This window comes from Stutzerimonas chloritidismutans (genome assembly GCF_038562055.1).
Lineage (GTDB): Bacteria > Pseudomonadota > Gammaproteobacteria > Pseudomonadales > Pseudomonadaceae > Stutzerimonas > Stutzerimonas chloritidismutans_A.
The window spans coordinates 211,038-227,422 of record NZ_JBCFXD010000002.1; the positions used below are offsets into that span (position 1 = coordinate 211,038).

General features: G+C 61.4%; 12 protein-coding genes. 5 read left to right on the forward strand and 7 right to left on the reverse strand.

The features are described from left to right. The first annotated feature begins 23 nt into the window (after positions 1–23). Entirely contained in the window at positions 24–1,433 is a 1,410-nt protein-coding gene (gene mapR / locus AAGW23_RS04420) for a GntR family transcriptional regulator MpaR (protein ID WP_342405159.1), read from the forward strand. 56 nt (positions 1,434–1,489) lie between these two features. On the opposite strand, the gene AAGW23_RS04425 is transcribed toward mapR, so the two are convergent. The 3 genes from AAGW23_RS04425 to AAGW23_RS04435 all read right to left on the reverse strand — a co-directional run bounded on the left by AAGW23_RS04425 (position 1,490) and on the right by AAGW23_RS04435 (position 6,438). Continuing rightward, positions 1,490–2,269 (reverse strand): PhzF family phenazine biosynthesis protein, encoded by a 780-nt coding sequence (locus tag AAGW23_RS04425; protein WP_342405500.1) that lies wholly within the window; start codon positions 2,267–2,269, stop codon positions 1,490–1,492. Positions 2,270–2,422: 153 nt separating this feature from the next. After that, positions 2,423–5,548, reverse strand: coding sequence for a transglycosylase domain-containing protein (locus AAGW23_RS04430; RefSeq protein WP_425540810.1), 3,126 nt, complete (start codon positions 5,546–5,548; stop codon positions 2,423–2,425). Between the two features lie 140 nt (positions 5,549–5,688). After that, positions 5,689–6,438: a Zn-dependent hydrolase gene (locus AAGW23_RS04435; RefSeq protein ID WP_342405161.1), complete on the reverse strand. Its 750-nt coding sequence runs from the start codon at positions 6,436–6,438 to the stop codon at positions 5,689–5,691. 191 nt (positions 6,439–6,629) lie between these two features. On the opposite strand from AAGW23_RS04435, the gene AAGW23_RS04440 reads away from it, so the two are divergent. Further along, entirely contained in the window at positions 6,630–7,190 is a 561-nt protein-coding gene (locus AAGW23_RS04440) for a TetR/AcrR family transcriptional regulator (RefSeq protein ID WP_342405162.1), read from the forward strand. 26 nt (positions 7,191–7,216) lie between these two features. Here the strand turns inward: AAGW23_RS04440 and AAGW23_RS04445 are convergent, their stop codons facing one another. Both AAGW23_RS04445 and AAGW23_RS04450 read right to left on the reverse strand, forming a co-directional pair. Continuing rightward, complete coding sequence (locus tag AAGW23_RS04445) at positions 7,217–10,291, reverse strand: efflux RND transporter permease subunit (protein WP_342405163.1); 3,075 nt, start codon at positions 10,289–10,291, stop codon at positions 7,217–7,219. Between the two features lie 5 nt (positions 10,292–10,296). Then, a complete protein-coding gene (locus tag AAGW23_RS04450) occupies positions 10,297–11,394 on the reverse strand; it encodes an efflux RND transporter periplasmic adaptor subunit (RefSeq protein ID WP_342405164.1) in 1,098 nt (365 codons plus the stop codon). Positions 11,395–11,489: 95 nt separating this feature from the next. On the opposite strand from AAGW23_RS04450, the gene AAGW23_RS04455 reads away from it, so the two are divergent. Further along, positions 11,490–12,143 carry a TetR/AcrR family transcriptional regulator gene (locus tag AAGW23_RS04455; protein ID WP_342405165.1) on the forward strand — a complete coding sequence of 218 codons (654 nt, stop codon included), beginning with the start codon at positions 11,490–11,492 and terminating at the stop codon, positions 12,141–12,143. 83 nt (positions 12,144–12,226) lie between these two features. Here the strand turns inward: AAGW23_RS04455 and AAGW23_RS04460 are convergent, their stop codons facing one another. Together AAGW23_RS04460 and dgt are read right to left on the reverse strand one after the other, a co-directional pair. Next, entirely contained in the window at positions 12,227–13,435 is a 1,209-nt protein-coding gene (locus AAGW23_RS04460) for an ammonium transporter (protein ID WP_342405166.1), read from the reverse strand. A 340-nt stretch (positions 13,436–13,775) separates the two neighbouring features. Continuing rightward, positions 13,776–15,272, reverse strand: coding sequence for a dGTPase (gene dgt, locus AAGW23_RS04465; RefSeq protein WP_342405167.1), 1,497 nt, complete (start codon positions 15,270–15,272; stop codon positions 13,776–13,778). Positions 15,273–15,391: 119 nt separating this feature from the next. Between dgt and AAGW23_RS04470 the strand changes: the two genes are divergently transcribed. Together AAGW23_RS04470 and AAGW23_RS04475 are read left to right on the forward strand one after the other, a co-directional pair. Continuing rightward, positions 15,392–15,580 (forward strand): hypothetical protein, encoded by a 189-nt coding sequence (locus AAGW23_RS04470; protein WP_342405168.1) that lies wholly within the window; start codon positions 15,392–15,394, stop codon positions 15,578–15,580. Positions 15,581–15,621: 41 nt separating this feature from the next. Then, positions 15,622–16,299 carry an MOSC domain-containing protein gene (locus AAGW23_RS04475; protein ID WP_342405169.1) on the forward strand — a complete coding sequence of 226 codons (678 nt, stop codon included), beginning with the start codon at positions 15,622–15,624 and terminating at the stop codon, positions 16,297–16,299. Positions 16,300–16,385: the final 86 nt, after the last annotated feature.

A 16,385-nucleotide genomic window follows, 5' to 3' on the forward strand; every position in this document is an offset into this window, starting at 1 on the left:
CCCCCTTGCCGAAGCGGAACCAGATGAAGCGCTACGAGAAATTCGCTGACGAAATTGCCGATCTGATCCGCTCCGGCGTGCTGGCGCCGGGCGAAAAGGTGCCGTCCGTGCGCCATGCCAGCCGCACCTACGGCGTCAGTCCTTCGACAGTTTTTCAGGCCTACTACCTGCTGGAGGATCGCGGATTGATCCAGGCCCGGCCGCGCTCGGGCTATTTCGTTCGCGAGCACGCCAGACGCCGGCTTCCCGAGCCCGAGATCAGCCCACGCCTGAGCGAAACCACCGATGTCGACGTTAGCGAACTGGTGTTCTCGGTGCTCGCCTCACTGCGTGATCCGCACACCGTTCCGTTCGGTTCCGCCTTCCCCAGTCCCGATCTGTTTCCGCTGCAGCGCCTGGCGCGCTCGATGGCGCACACCGTGCGCGAGATGCCGGGGCGTGAAGTGGTCGCCGAGATGACGACCGGCCACCCTGACCTGCGCAGACAGATCGCGCTGCGCTATATGGTCAGTGGCGTCATGCTGTCGTTGAACGAACTGGTGATCACCACCGGCGCCATGGAAGCGCTGAACCTCTGTTTACAGGTCGTCACCCAGCCGGGGGATCTGGTGGCCATCGAAGCGCCCGCGTTCTACGCCACCTTGCAGGTGCTGGAGCGGCTCAAGCTCAAAGCTGTGGAAATTCCGGTGCATCCACGTGATGGCATCGACCTGGGCACCCTGGAAAGCCGCCTGAGCAGCCTGCCGATCAAGGCCTGCTGGTTCATGAGCAGCCTGCAGAACCCCCTCGGTGCGAGCATGTGCGAGGGCAACAAAGAAAAACTCTATGCGCTACTGCAGCACCATCAGGTCCCCCTGATCGAAGACGACGTCTACGCTGAGCTGTACTTCAACCAGGAGCCGCCGAAACCGGTCAAGAGCCACGACCGTGACGGATGGATCATGCATTGCGGCTCGTTTTCCAAAAGCCTGGCGCCGGGTTACCGGATCGGCTGGGTGGCGGGCGGCCGTTATGCCGAACAGATCAGCCGCCTCAAGCTGATGACGACGATTTCGCCCTCGGTGCCGGCCCAGGCAGCTATCGCTGATTATCTGCAGCACGGCGGCTACGACCGCCATTTACGTAAGTTGCGTCATGCACTGGAACGCCAACAGGGTGAAATGCTGGCCTCCGCCGCGCGTCACTTCCCCGCCAGCACCCGGGTCACGCGACCCAGCGGTGGTTACTTTCTCTGGTTCGAATTTCCCGAGCGGGTCGACTCGCTGCAATTGTTGCAGCTGGCGCTTGCGCAGGGCATCAGCCTCGCTCCGGGCCCGATCTTTTCAGCCACCCGGCGGTTTCGCAATTGCGCACGCCTGAACTACGGCCATCCCTGGGACGAGCGCAGCGAAAAGGCGATGGAGCTGCTCGGGCGGATCGTGAAATCGTTCTAGCGCCCGGCTTGATAGCGGCGCTGTTTGACGCCAGCGCCCCTGTCTCACAATCGGAACTACACCTCAATCGTGCCCTGTAAATACAGGACCGCATGCCCGGCTACAAAAACGCGCTCACCTTCAACCCGGCAGTGCAGCAAACCGCTTCGGCGTGAGGCCTGCAACGCCAGCAACTGTGTCTTGCCCAGCCGTTCGCTCCAGAAAGGCGCAAGGCCTGCATGGATGGAACCGGTGACCGGGTCTTCATCGCCGCCGTTGGCCGGCCAGAAATAGCGCGAGACGAAATCCTGCTGGCGACCCGGTGCCGTTGCCACGACATCCAATGGTACCAAGGTTTTCAGTAGCGACAGATCGGGCGCCAGCTGGCGCACCTGATCCTCATCTTCATACACCGCAAACCAGGCCTGACGGTTTCGCAGCACCGCTTGCGGCAAGGTCCGAAGCCCGTTGAACAGCTCAACCGGCGGATTCTCGACGGGCTCCGGGGCACGGTTGGGGAAGCTCATCTCCAGCAAACCATCGTCCAACTCAGCGACGCTGATATCGCCTACCGCAGCGGCACGAAACGTCAGCGGAGCCTTCGCCAGCTTCTGTGTCAACAAAACGAAGGCGCTAGCCAGAGTGGCGTGCCCGCAGAAGTCGATTTCAGTCAGCGGCGAAAACCAGCGAATGAGAAACGCACCGTCAGGCTCGCGCACCAGGAAGGCCGTTTCCGACAGGTTGTTCTCCAAGGCGATGGCCTGCATCTGTGCGTCGCTCAGCCACTGTTCCAATGGAACCACAGCGGCCGAGTTGCCTTTGAACAGCGCCTTGGTAAACGCATCGACCTGATAGATCGGCAGTTTCATCATCTCTCCCTCACCCTTGCGCTAGCCTTTCATTAGGTTCGCGAAGTGGAAGAGTGTCGCCGAGCGCAGGCCGATCGGCAAAGCCATCTGCGATGAGGGGCCGATGCGGTCAGGTGTGCCCAGCCGCTCGACCCGCCATCATCAGGCCTTGTTTTCAGTGCTCGCGGTCAGCGTCGGCTTCAAGGGCTCGCCGACGGGCTGGCATTGCGTCTGCGCGCCAGGCTGCAGATACGGCTGCAGTATCGGCGCCATGCCCTTGAGCACCTGTACCGGTAGCGCAGAGGTAAAGCGGAAGCTGTCCGCCCCCCGGCCCGGCACGTAGGCTGTCAGCGTGCCGAAGTGATTCGGCCCGAGGTAGAACACGAAGGTGGCGGTGCGATTCAGCGCCAGCGAGCTGATCAGTCGGCCGCCCGCGCCGACGGTCTGGATCCGGTTGTCACCCGTCCCTGTTTTGCCGCCAACCCGCAGTGCTTCACCATCAGTCTGCATGAAGCTGCCGCGCAAGCGCCGCGCGGTGCCACCTTCCACCACACTGGCAAGCGCCTCGCGCAAGGCCGTCGCCACCTCACTGTGCAACACCCGTACCCCGACGTCCGGCTTGATACCGAGGCGGGTTTCATACGGCGTATCGCTGGCGAAATGAAGGCTGTCAACGCGCACACTGGGCAGCCGCACGCCGTCATTGACGATGATGCCCATCAACTCGGCCAACGCTGCCGGACGGTCGCCCGAGCTGCCCAGCGCTGTCGCCAGCGAAGGCACCAGATGATCGAACGGATAGCCCAGACGCTGCCAGCGGCGGTGTATATCGGTGAACGCCTCCACCTCGAGCATGATGCGAATGCGACTATCACGTGCGCTCTTGTGACGGCTGCGGAACAGCCAGCCGTACACCTCCTGACGCTCAGCGGTGCTGGCCGCGATCACCTCGGTAATGCCAGCCTCCGGATGCTTGATCAGGTAGCCTAGCAACCACAGGTCCAGCGGGTGGACGCGGGCGATGTAGCCCTGGTCCGGCAGACTGTAGGAACCCGGCGCGTAGCGTTCGTACAGCGAGTCGACCGCCTTGTCGGTGAGGGTGGCCGTTGGCAAACGCGCCTTGAGAAAGCGCTCGAACGTCGCGCGGTCCGCTTCGGGCATCAGATACCGGTGGACGGCAGCCAACCTCGATGGCGTCGGGCGCATGCCATCCAACAGTGCCTCGATGCGTTCGTCCGCGCTCTTGTCGCGATACTTGCGCCAGAAACGCTGCAGAAACACCGAGCCTTCGCGATCAGCAAAACGCTGCAGGTACTCTCGCCGCTCAGGGTTGTCATCACTCCTGAGCAGCTCGGCGCCGTTGGATGTCTGGTAGGTGCTGTAGCTCACCAGATCGCGCATCAGCCGAACGAACGGGAGGTTGATCGATTCCTGCAGCGCTTCGCGCATGGTCGGCAGGCGGCCGTCGTCCTCACGGCGGAAGTTGCCGAAGCGGTGCATGCCAGCGCCGGTAAAGAAGCGCTCGGTCGGACTGGCCGAGTAGCGACGCTCCAGCGCGGCATCAAGCATGGCTGGCAGGTTGCGATCCTCATGCTGAATGAGATAAGCCAGCGCCCAGCGGGTCAGCGGATCCACCGCCTCAGCCTTGCGCAAGGTGGCGACATCGCTCTTCGCGTAACGCTCGTGCAGCTCGGCGATTACCTCCAGATAAGTGGTCAGCACCCGCAGTTTGGCAGTCGAGCCCAGCTCCAGTTTGCTGCCCTCGTTGATGTCGAACGGCTGGTTGGTGTTGTCGGTCTGCACCCGCACACGGAAGCCCTGCTCGCCGCGCTCGAACAGCGTGAAGCTGTAACGCACATCGCCGGTACGCTCAGGCGACAACATGCGCTCGCCGAACAAGCCAACCCCACCTGCGAATGCTGGATCGGCCAGTCGATGCAGATAGTTGCTGATCTGTCCCTGCAACTCGCCATGCAGCGGCGTGGTCGCGGCCAGATCCAGGCGGTCGAGCTCATACAACGACACGCCCAGCAGGTTGCTCAGGCGCATTCGCGCGGCCGTGATGCCCTTGCTGGAAGGCACCTCACGAATGCCCGGCTCGAGACGCAAATTGCGGAACTCAACCTGCTGCTGCAAGGCGGCGTTGCGCAACCGCGTACCGATCACACCGCCATTGGCCAGCAAGCGGATATGGCTGTCGGTGAGTTCCGCCATGTCGGCACGCCCTGCTCCCAGGTAGTACGACGGGCGCCGTTGAGCGATCAAAAGCGAGAGCACCTGTCGCAGCGCGAGCCCCTGCGTTTCATAACTGACGCCTTCATTGCGCCGAGTATCGAGGACCCGGTTAACCTCGGCGAAATCGGCGCCGTACCAGAGGCGCAGACCATCGGCGATGCCGTGCACCTCGCCGTGGCCATAGGCGGCAGAGAGCGGCACGCTGTTGAGGTAATCGCGAACGATGCGCTGCCGGGTGACCATGGTTTGCTGGCCTTCGCGGTAGGTCCGCACGCTGGCGGAAATCATCTGCCGGATCTTTTCCTCGGCGTCACCGGTGCGTCCTTCGGGCGAGTGACGGTATTTTTCGACCTGCGTAGCCAGCGTACTGCCGCCGGCTGCCTGCACCGGCAGGCCCAGTTTCTTCTCAACCTGGCTGACCGCTGCCATGGTAAACCGCGGCCAATCCACTGCAGGGTTGGCACGCGGACGGCCGGCGTCGAGCAGCCCACGGTCCTCGATAAACAACAGGCTCATCGCGATGACCGGCGGTGCGTCGTCGAAGGTCTCGTAGTATTGGTGGGGATAACTGTTGGCATACAGCGGCTCGCCGCGACAATCGTCGATGGTCAGCCCCGCCTTGGATTTCTCCGGGTACGGGACAAAGAAGCCACGCTGGACGTAGCGCAGCAGCGCTGGCGAAAAGCTCACCTGTTGCTGCACTGTGAAGCCGCGTTGGGTCAGCCGTTCCAGGAACGTCGGCAAGGCCGCATAGCCCAGGCGGCGGTCGAACGGACCCGCATCGGGAAACTGGATGCTACTGCTCGCCCCCGGTTCGATCTGGTAATCAAGATTCTCGGCGTAACGGTTAAGCCAGAGCGCCTGCAACTTCGAGGTATGCATCTCATGCCAGGCGGCATAACCACCCCCGGCCAGTAATGAAACGCCCAGAAACACACCCATGCGGCGCGCCAGACGGCTACCGTGCGAGCGTGTTCGACCGGGCTTATCGGCGGAAGGCGAGCGCTTGCTGCCCCCTGCCCGGGATTTATCGTTTCGCCATACTGCGCCCATCGTTTCCGGCCTGGCTTCAAGGAAATTTACAGGCTTAAGCTTAGCTGGCGACGCTGCGCTCGATGTGTGCGAGCAGACGAACGGAAAGGCTCAAAACGGCGCCCTGACAGCGAACTGAACCGGCCGCGCAACGACGCGATTCACTCCACCCAACGAGGGTAGAAACCGAGTCGCGCCTGCAACCGGGCATCCCTGCCCTGCGAGACCTCGACGGGCAGCGCCTCCGCGAGACTTTCGGTGCTGGTGGCATCGCCTCGAAAGAAGAAGCGCCGACCGTCATCGAGCGTGAGAAACAGGCCCAGGGCGCCATGACCTGCCAGTTTCACCAGGACCAACCGTTCGTCGCCAAACAGATCGAGACTTTCATCGAAGCCATAAACAGCGCGGCGCTCGAAGCGAAGCTGCTGCCACCTGACCCCGTGGGAAAACTGTGCCTGAATGACCGCTGGCGGCGTTGCATTTTGTGCGTAGTGGATGCTCTCTGGGCTTGCGAGCACCGACAGTTCAGGGAAATCGGCCAGGCCGGAGGCGTGACTCCAGCGCGCGCAGCCCAACACCACTTGATCTACCGCCAGGCCATCTTTCTCGAGCTGGTCACGCACCGGCTGCACCTCGCTGTAGCGTTTCGCGCGCCAGGGAATTGCGCCGTCTAGCTGGGCGTCGATCAGCCGGCCAAGGCCGCTACCGAACAGCAGACGCTTGCCGCCGTGCTCGACCAGTACGGCTATATGATCGATCGTTTCGGGTGCTACCCAGTGGCCGTCACGCCAGGCGTATTCGCCGCTGGATGTGGTCTGCCCTGTTCGGATCAGGCTGAAACGCAACTCCGCAGCCGACAGCGCGCCGGAGAGAAGCATCAATGAAACCGCCAGGCTCTTGAGAACACGCATGGCTCAGACTCCTTCATCAGGCAAAAACGGAGAACGATCACGCCCGGCAAATGCCAGCGGCAGGCGTAAGCGCAGAAGCACGACTGGATAGTAGACAGACCTGTCTGTATACTGCAAGCATTTGTACTGCCTTGAGGACCATTGGAGGGAACAGAACCGCTCCCGCATAATGGCCGGCCGAGGAGATCCACATGGCAACCAACAAACGCGACCTTCTGCTCGCCACCGCCGAGCGGCTGTTCTACACAGAGGGCTACCACGCCACCGGCATCGACCGGATTCTCAGCGAATCGGGCGTGGCCAAGATGACCCTGTATAAGCACTTCAAATCGAAGGACGAACTGATCCTGGCGGTACTGGAGGCGCGCCAGCTGCCGATGCTCGAGCGTTTGCGGGAAGCGCGGCAGGCGTTACCGCCGCGCAAGGCGCTGTTAAGCGTGTTTGATGGGTTGAACAACATGATCCACAGCCCGACCGCGTTCTGTGGCTGTCTGTTCATCAACGCGGCCGCCGAATATCAGGATCGAGAGCACCCGATCCATCAACGTGCCGCGGGATACAAGGCGCAATTTCAGCGCCATCTGTGCGAGCTGCTAGAAGCGCTCGACGCACCCCAGCCGGAGCAACTCGCTCGCCAGCTGCAGTTTCTTATCGAAGGCGCACTGAGCATGGCGCACATCCAGGGCCCTGGGGACCAGGCGCTGCTGGCCAAGGCCTCAGCGGAACAGTTGCTGCAGGCCGCTGGCGTCTAAAGACGCCAGCTTATTCGGACATTTGATCAGCGCTGAGGCGTTTCCTTGACCCTGAACCACGCCGCGTAGAGCGCTGGTAGGAACAGCAACGTCAGCGCGGTCGCAACGATCAGCCCGCCCATGATTGCCACCGCCATCGGCCCGAAGAACACGCTGCGTGACAGCGGAATCATCGCCAGCACGGACGCCAGTGCGGTGAGCACGATGGGCCGGAAGCGCCGCACGGTGGCATCGATGATGGCATTGAAGCGATCCTGTCCGGCGCCGATGTCCTGCTCGATCTGATCCACCAGAATCACCGAGTTGCGCATGATCATGCCCGACAGCGCGATAGTGCCGAGCATCGCCACGAAGCCGAAGGGCTTGCCGAACAGCAGCAGGAACAGCGCTACACCAATCAACCCCAGCGGCGCAGTGAGGAACACCATTGCAGAGCGCGAGAAGCTTTTGAGCTGCAGCATCAGCAGGCTCACCACGACAATCACGAACAGCGGCATGCCGGCGTTCACCGAGGCCTGACCACGACTGGAGTCCTCGACCGTTCCGCCGACTTCCAGCAGGTAGCCGCTGGGCAGCGCATCGCGCACATCGCTCAGGGTCGGCTCGATCTGTTTCACCAGCGAGGCTGGCTGCTGATCGCCGTAGATGTCGGCACGCACCGTCACCGTCGGCATGCGGTTGCGATGCCAGATGACCCCCTCTTCGAAGCCGTACTCCAGGGTGGCGACCTGCGACAAGGGCACGCTGCGGCCGCTGGCCGTCGGAATTGCCAAGCTCGGCAACATCGACAACGTTTCGCGTTCGCGGGCCGTTCCGCGGATCAGAATTTCGATCAGCTCATTGTCTTCTCGGAACTGGCTCGCCGTAGTACCGGTAAAGGTGCGTTTTAGGAAGTTCGACAGCTCCACCGTACTGACGCCCAGCGCACGGGCTCGGTCCTGATCCACGTTGAGCCAGACGACCTTGCTCGGCTCCTGCCAGTCGAGATGGACGTTCGCCACATAGGGGTTTTCGCGCACCTTTGCCGCAACCTGGCGTGCGAGTTTGCGCACCACATCGATATGCTCACCGGTGACCCGAAATTGCACCGGATAGCCCACGGGCGGACCGTTCTCAAGGCGGCTGACGCGGCCGCGCAAGGTCGGGAAATCATCGCGCAGTCGCTCGATCAGCCAGCTACGCAAGGCTTCGCGCTCCTCGATGCTTTCAGCCAGTACTACGATCTGGGCGAAGCTGGTGGCCGGCAACTGCTGATCCAGCGGCAAGTAGAAGCGCGGCGACCCGCTGCCGACATAGGCCACGTAGTTGTCGATGCCGGCGCGGTCTTTAAGCATTTCCTCGAGGCGGTGAACCTCGGCTTCGGTGGCCTTGAGCGACGCGCCTTCGGCCAGCTTCAGATCGACCATCAGTTCCAACCGGCCGGAGGCGGGAAAGAACTGCTGCGGCACGATTCGGAACAAGCCGATCGCGCCGATGAATGCCAGCAGGGTCAGGACGATGACCGTCTTGCGCCGCTGCACACACCAGTGGATTACCCGCCGTACACGCTGATAAAACGGCGTCGAATACGGGTCGTGACCCTGATCGCTGCCGCCATGCTTTAGAGCATGGCGCTTGGCCAGGTCGGGCAACAGCTTGGCGCCTAACAATGGAACAAACACCACAGCCGCAATCCATGATGCGATCAGCGCGATGGTTACCACCTGAAAGATCGAACGGGTGTATTCGCCAGTGCTGGACTGCGCGGTAGCGATCGGTAGGAAGCCCGCTGCAGTGATCAGCGTACCAGTGAGCATCGGAAAGGCCGTACTGGTCCAGGCATAGCTCGCGGCCTTGAGCCGGTCGAAGCCCTGCTCCATTTTGATCGCCATCATTTCCACGGCAATGATCGCGTCGTCCACCATCAGACCCAGCGCCAGCACCAGGGCGCCGAGGGAAATCTTGTGTAGACCGATGTCCAGGTAATGCATGGTCGCAAAGGTCATCGCCAGCACCAGCGGAATCGACAGCGCGACCACCAGCCCCGTACGCACGCCCAGCGAGAAGAAGCTCACCAGCAGCACAATGATCAAAGCCTCGATCAGCACCTGCACAAACTCGCCGACACCGGTCTTCACCGCCGCCGGCTGGTCGGACACCTTGCGCAACTGCATGCCTGCCGGCAGTTCCTGCTGCAAGCGAGCGAACTCGGTCTGCAGCGACTCGCCGAGTACGAGGATGTCGCCACCAGACTTCATCGACACGGCCAGCCCGATCGCCGGTTCGCCCATAAACCGCATGCGGGGCGCCGGCGGGTCGCTGAAGCCGCGGTAGACCTCGGCCACATCGCCGATGCGGAAGGTGCTACCGGCCACCCGGATGGGGAAGTCCCGAATCTGTTTTACCGTGTCGAAGCTGCCGGTTACGCGAAGTTGCACGCGGTCACTGGGGGTTTCGACAAAGCCTGCCGACATCACCGTGTTCTGTGCCTCAAGGGCCTGCTTGACGGCCTCAAGTGGCACGCCCAGATTGGCCAGCTTGACGTTGGAAAGCTCGATCCAGATCTTTTCGTCCTGCAGCCCGATCAGCTCGACCTTGCCGACATTCTTCACACGCTGCAGCTGCAACTGAATGCGGTCGGCATAATCCTTCAGCACCGCGTAATCGAAGCCTGAGCCGGTCAGCGCGTAAATGTTGCCGAAGGTCGTGCCAAACTCGTCATTGAAAAAGGGGCCTTGCACACCGGCAGGCAAGGTGTGGCGAATGTCACCAATCTTTTTACGGATCTGGTACCAGAGATCCGGAATCTGCTCGGAGCGCATCGAATCGCGGGCCATGAACGTCACGTTGGATTCGCCGGGCCGTGAGAAGGACACGATGCGCTCGTACTCCCCCGTCTCCATCAGCTTTTTTTCGATACGTTCGGTGACCTGCTGCGAAACCTCTTCTGCGGTGGCGCCAGGCCACTGGGTCCGAATCACCATCGCCTTAAAGGTAAAGGGTGGGTCTTCACTCTGACCAAGTTTGGTGTAGGAAAGCGCCCCTACCACGGCCATCAGCAGCATCAGATAGACAACGATCTGCCGGTTGCCCAGCGCCCATGCGGAGAGATTGAAGCGCATCCTGATTACTCCTGCGCCGCCAGCTCGACCGGACGATTATCACGATCGACCGCCCTCACCGACTGGTTCTCGTGGAGCATCTGAACACCGGCGAGGACAACCCAGTCATCAGCCTGCAGCCCCTTGAGGATGGGCACAGCAGAGTCACCAAAGGCCCCCGTCTGCACGGCAACGCGCTCCAGCGTGGCGTCCTCTTTGACTCGCCAGACGTAAGCCTTGCCCTGCTCGGCTGTGACCGCTGAAAGTGGTACAGCCAAGGGCACCTCGCCATTGTTGCGGATTGAGACCAGTGCGCTCTGGCCAAGCTCGGCAGGCACCTCGGCGTCATCGAAGGCGACACGCGCAGAGTAGGTGCGCGACTGCGGGTCCGCAGCCGGCGACAGTTCGCGAATGTGACCGGCATAGGTTTTACCCGGCTGCGACCAGATTTCCACCGATACAGGCTGGCCGACCGAGTAGCGATCCAGTGCCTGTTCCGGCAGGTTGATCGCCACCTCGCGCTCGCCATCGGCAGCCAGGACGAAGGCCGTCTGGCCGGCGCCAACAACCTGCCCCACCTCAACCTGGCGCTGGGCAACCACACCGTCGTGCGTTGCGCGCAAGATGGCGTAGCCAACCTGGTTGTTGGCGACGTCGAATTCCGCTCGCGCTTGCTGCAGGCGCGCCTGGGCGGAGCGATAGGCATTTTCAGAAGAGTCGAATTGCGAGCGGCTGACCAGTTGGCGATCCATCAAGGTCTTGTAGCGCTCATGCTCGGCGCGAGCGACCCGCAGGTTGGCCTCGGCCGCCGCCACCTGAGCACGGATGCCCTCGAGCTGGAGTCGCACGTCCTGCGGGTCGAGCTTGGCCAAGGGCTGGTCCTTGCGCACCCGCTCGCCGGCCTCGACCATCCGTTCGGTGACCTTGCCGCCGATACGAAACGCCAGCTCAGGTTCGTAGCGTGCATGCACCTCACCCGGATAGCTTTCGAAGGCTTCACTGGCGGGCTGCGGCTGAACCACCATCACGGGCCGCGTAGAGAGCTGCTCGGGTTCACCATTGCCGCAAGCGGCCAGCAAGGCGAAACCAAAAGCACCGAGGAAGGGCAAGGCATGTCGGAACACGTCGGATCTCTCTCTGTCGCAAGGTGGGTTCTAATACTTATACTGCGCGGTATAGTAAAAATACCGAACTCACCAGTCTAGTATTAAAAACACCCATGACCGACAGCACACCCGCACCGTCCGGCCCAGGCCGTCCAAAGGACCCCGCGAAGCGCGAGGCAATCCTGGCGGCTGCCCAAACCCTGTTCCTCGGCAATGGCTATGAAGGCAGCAGCATGGACGCCATCGCCGCCGAAGCCGGTGTGTCGAAGCTCACGCTGTATAGCCACTTCAAGGACAAGGAGGCGCTGTTTGGTGCTGCGGTTAAGGCAACCTGCGAGACGCGACTGCCCCGCCGGCTGTTCGTGCTGGAAGACGGGCGTGAGTTTCATGCGGTCCTGCTAGACATTGCGCAGGCTTTTCACGAGCTGGTCATCAGCCCCGAATCCATCGGTCTGCACCGGCTGATGGTATCTATGGCGGCGCAGAACCCGACGCTGTCGCGGATGTTCTTCGATGCAGGCCCACAGAAGCTGCTGTTCGATCTGGAGCAGTTGCTCGACCAGGCGCACCGGCGCCAGTTGCTGGATGTGCCCGAGCCGATGCGAGCCGCGGAACATTTTTGTTCGTTAATCAAAGGCGCCGCTCATTTTCGTCTGCTGATCGGCTATGCCGAGCGACTGGACGCCGAAGACGGCAAGCGGCATGTAGAGGATTGCGTTGGCCTGTTCATGCGCGCTTATGCGGACCACCCCCGTACGGTCGACTGAAGCAGCAGCCTGTGTCCCGTAGCGGAAAACAAGCCCTGTTTCTCAGGAACAGCCAGCCGCGTCGGCGGCCAGCATGAGTGCCCTCAATCGTGGCTCAGGGCACCGATCCGGTGAATGGACAGGTCCGCACCATTGAACTCATCTTCCTGACTTAGGCGAATGCCGACCGCTGCCTTGAGCGCGCCATAGACGAGAAAGCCGCCGACCAGCGCAACCAGCACGCCGAGGCCTGTGCCGATCACCTGGCTGATGATGCTGATGCCGCCCAGCCCACCCAGCGCCTGCTGACCAAAGATTCCACAAGCCAGCCCGCCCCAGACGCCGCAGAGGCCGTGCAATGGCCAGACACCGAGCACATCGTCGATCTTCCATTTGGCCTGCGCCGCAGTGAATGCCCAGACAAACAGGGCGCCAGCTACTATGCCCGTAGCCAGCGCACCGATTGGGTGCATCAGATCTGATCCTGCACAGACTGCTACCAGCCCAGCCAAGGGCCCGTTATGCAGAAAGCCCGGGTCGTTGCGGCCGACCGCCCATGCTGCCGCCGTTCCTCCAACCATGGCCATCAGCGAGTTGATCGCCACCAGCCCGCTGACGCCCTCAAGCGTCTGGGCGCTCATCACGTTGAACCCGAACCAGCCGACGATCAGAATCCACGATCCCAGCGCAAGAAATGGAATGTTTGAGGGCGCGAAGGCCACCAAACGGCCGTCACGGTATCGACCATTACGGCGGCCAAGCAGAATCACTGCGCCGAACGCTAGCCAGCCACCCATACCGTGCACCACTACCGAACCGGCGAAATCGTGGAACGGCGCACCAAACTGCGCTTCCAGCCAAGCCTGAACGCCAAAGTTGCCGTTCCACATCATCCCTTCAAAAAACGGATAGATGAACGCAACGATCAACAAGGTGGCGCAGAGCTGTGGCCCGAATTTGGCGCGCTCGGCGATGCCGCCGGAGATGATCGCGGGTATTGCAGCGGCGAATGTCAGCAGGAAGAAGAACTTGACCAATGAATAGCCGTTCTCGGCAATCAGCTGGCCCGCCGGCTGAAGAAAGGTCACGCCATACGCAACCCAGTAGCCGATGAAGAAATACGCCAATGTTGAAACGGCAAAGTCGGCGATGATCTTCGACAGCGCATTGACCTGATTTTTCAGGCGTACGGTGCCGACCTCCAGAAAGGCAAAGCCGGCATGCATTGCCAGCACCATCACCGCGCCCATCAAAATGAACAGGGTGTTGGCACCGTGAATCAGCACTTCAACCGCACTGCTTGGGTTATCCATCTACTACGTCCTATGGTAAGCGCACCAAAACAGCAAACCGCCCCCATTGCACGCACCAACATGCATCACAGGTAAGCGGAGGTTTGCTATGAACTGTTGCGGCGGACTTGCAAGATTTTCATCCCCGACAAACCAAAGCGTTTATTTTCAAACACTTAGGGTTAATCCCGCCTGGCTCAGCGGCAGGTCGCTGCGCCATTTAGGGGCCACGTCCCAACCGCACGCACCAGACGAATGCAAGTGGTGTACCAACGAAACGGCCGCGCGATCGATTTTGGCGCAGCGGATGCCAGCTGGAGCCGGCAAACCAGATGAAGACGCCAGGCAGACGGTATCGAGGTTACAAAGCAGAGAGCGTGCGGTATTCGTCCTGCGCCAGCTGATCCGTTAGGCCGCTGACGAAGTCCTGAAGCATGCGGCAGCGGTAGTAGAACTCCCACAACCCATGATCTTCACTTCCCTCAGAATGACCTTTCAGCGACTCGTGATAAGCCTTGATCAGTTGGCTGGGGAGGCGTCTGGCAAGCATTTGCAGGTGCGGCTCGCTGCGGCAATCGCCTCCCGTCAATGCCCGAAAGGTCTGCGGAGCGACGGCCAACAACGGCGCGTAGGCGTCCAGCAGCCCCTGCAGGATTCGGTAGCCCTGCAGCTGTAAGGTCTCGACTTCGCGATGACAGAACACGTGATCCATCGCGACATCCTTGAAGGTCTGCACAATGGCGTTAGGCAGACTGGCGTCTTCCAGCAGAGCGCGGTCCAGCGTCCCGTCGTAGACCGCCTCGATATGCTCGATAAATTGCTGCGCGGCGTGCTGCACCAGCGGGTGGACCATATTCACCCGCAGCCAGATGAAGAATTCGCCAACCTTGTTGATCGTCTCTTTGGCAGCACGCGACTGGGCGTACTCGACCATGCTGCGAAAGCTGCGGCCGGTATTCGCGATCGGCTCGTCGGGCGAGCCGTGCTCGGTGAACTTGGCGATCAGCAGCTGTGACAACTGCTCAATGGTGAAGATGCCCTTCTCCACCGAGTCTTCGATATCGGCAAGGCAATAGGCGATATCATCGGCCGCCTCCATGATGTAGGCGACCGGGTGACGCGTGCCTGGTTGCAACCCCAACGCGGCCTGCAGATCGTCGACAAAAAATTCCTCTGAAAGGTAGAAGCCTGGCTTCTTCAACAGATAGGCGCCGGCTGTTCCCTTGGCCGGCTTGGGCGCATAAGCGGCGCGCACGTATTTCAACAGGCCCGCCGTCTGTGTATAGGTCAGATTAAGCCGTAGCAGGCTGACAACTAAGCGAATCGCCTGCGCGTTGCCTTCGAACTGTTCAAGGTCGATCAGCATACGACTGCGCAATTCGCTATTGCCTGCACCGTTGGAGATAGCGGCGTCGAACAGCGTATTCAGGTTTCGCTTGAACCACTCGCCAATGGCAAACTCGCCAAAGTGCCCAAACGGTGGGTTGCCGATGTCGTGCATCAGGCACGTCATTTCAACGAGGCTTTCCAACGCACCTTCCAACCCATCCAGGCCATATTGCGCCGCCCGCTCACCGAGCTGTTTGTACAGGGTGCGCACAATGAAGCGCCCTGTCTGCTGAACTTCGAGTGAGTGGGTCAAACGGCTGCGCACCGCTGCGTTGCGCTCCAGCGGGAACACCTGGGTCTTTTGTTGCAAACGCCGCACAGCGGCGGAGTTGATGATGCGACCGCGGTCGCTCTCAAGCTGGTCGATGACCAATGACAGCTCACCTTCGGAGGCTTTGAGACCCGGCTCCACGCGCCCATAAGGCCGCTGACGGGAAATCTTGTCCTTGAAGTTCACAGACCGCGGCATGATTCGAGCTCGTTAAACGACGGAATCGCGAGCCTAGCGCGGCACAGCGGCTTTACCAAGCGATCAGGCGCCAACTGCGCTTGTCGTTTAGAATCGCCCGCTCAGCTTGAGGAGCAGACATGAGCCGCTCGGAGTTTCATCAGCAATACGCCGAACGTGCGGCCACCGAAGCGCGACGGCTACTTGAACAACGGCAAGCCTTTGGCGCCCGCTGGCTTAGCTGGGTCGCCACCGAGCTTTATCAGCTCAAGCCGCCAGAATTCGCCGCCATGGTGCGCCGCGAGCTGGCCCGTCTCAATGAAGGCTGAAGCCAGCCCCATAGCTCACCTATCCAGATCAGGGCGCCCTCATGCAATGGCCGGTTGAAGGTCCCTTCCTACGCGACCAACTGCTGCGGCTACCGGGTACAGAGAAGCCTTCAGCCATCGACAAGCAGCTGGCGATGGGCGAGGTCTGGCTCGATCTCAACGGGCTACAGGGCGACCGCGTCGCCGATCACCGTTTCCATGGCGGGCCGGATCGCAGCCTTTGCCACTATCCGGTCGAGCACTACGCTCACTGGCGCAAGCTTTATCCGCAGCTGTCGGCCATTGGTCCCGCCGCGTTTGGCGAAAATCTCTCGACGCTGGGCCTGGATGAACGACAGGTATGTATCGGGGATCGCTTTCGCTGGGGCGATGCCGTGATCGAAGTCAGCCAGCCCCGCTCGCCTTGTAGCAACCTCGACCGGCGACACAGCACCCGCGGCCTCGCCCGCCATATGGCCACAAGTGGCCGAACCGGATGGCTGTACCGAACCCTTGAACCGGGCGTCATCGAACTCGGCGCGGATCTGCACTTGATCGAACGGCCGTGTCCGACCGCCAGCGTGCTGCGCGTTTGGCGCGGCTTCGTTAATGAGGACGTCAACGACATCGAACTCGCCTGGCTGGCCGGGCTGTTACCGCTGGCAAACGAATACCGCACGCGCTTTCGTCAACGCCTGGACAGTAGGCGACGGCAACAGGATCAGGGGGCGTTGTTCTGACCCCGGCAAGCGTCGTCGTGCCGCTGTTCAGACGCAACGCTGACCACGACAATACACCCCTATCAAAGCGACCTCAGAAGAAGGTC

Excerpts from the sequence above, each read along its gene's own strand:
- mapR (WP_342405159.1), top strand. The coding sequence starts at position 24 with ATGAAGCGCTACGAGAAATTCGCTGACGAAATTGCCGATCTGATCCGC.
- AAGW23_RS04430 (WP_425540810.1), bottom strand. The coding sequence starts at position 5,548 with ATGGGCGCAGTATGGCGAAACGATAAATCCCGGGCAGGGGGCAGCAAG.
- AAGW23_RS04435 (WP_342405161.1), bottom strand. The coding sequence starts at position 6,438 with ATGCGTGTTCTCAAGAGCCTGGCGGTTTCATTGATGCTTCTCTCCGGC.
- AAGW23_RS04440 (WP_342405162.1), top strand. The coding sequence starts at position 6,630 with ATGGCAACCAACAAACGCGACCTTCTGCTCGCCACCGCCGAGCGGCTG.
- AAGW23_RS04445 (WP_342405163.1), bottom strand. The coding sequence starts at position 10,291 with ATGCGCTTCAATCTCTCCGCATGGGCGCTGGGCAACCGGCAGATCGTT.
- AAGW23_RS04455 (WP_342405165.1), top strand. The coding sequence starts at position 11,490 with ATGACCGACAGCACACCCGCACCGTCCGGCCCAGGCCGTCCAAAGGAC.
- AAGW23_RS04460 (WP_342405166.1), bottom strand. The coding sequence starts at position 13,435 with ATGGATAACCCAAGCAGTGCGGTTGAAGTGCTGATTCACGGTGCCAAC.
- dgt (WP_342405167.1), bottom strand. The coding sequence starts at position 15,272 with ATGCCGCGGTCTGTGAACTTCAAGGACAAGATTTCCCGTCAGCGGCCT.
- AAGW23_RS04470 (WP_342405168.1), top strand. The coding sequence starts at position 15,392 with ATGAGCCGCTCGGAGTTTCATCAGCAATACGCCGAACGTGCGGCCACC.
- AAGW23_RS04475 (WP_342405169.1), top strand. The coding sequence starts at position 15,622 with ATGCAATGGCCGGTTGAAGGTCCCTTCCTACGCGACCAACTGCTGCGG.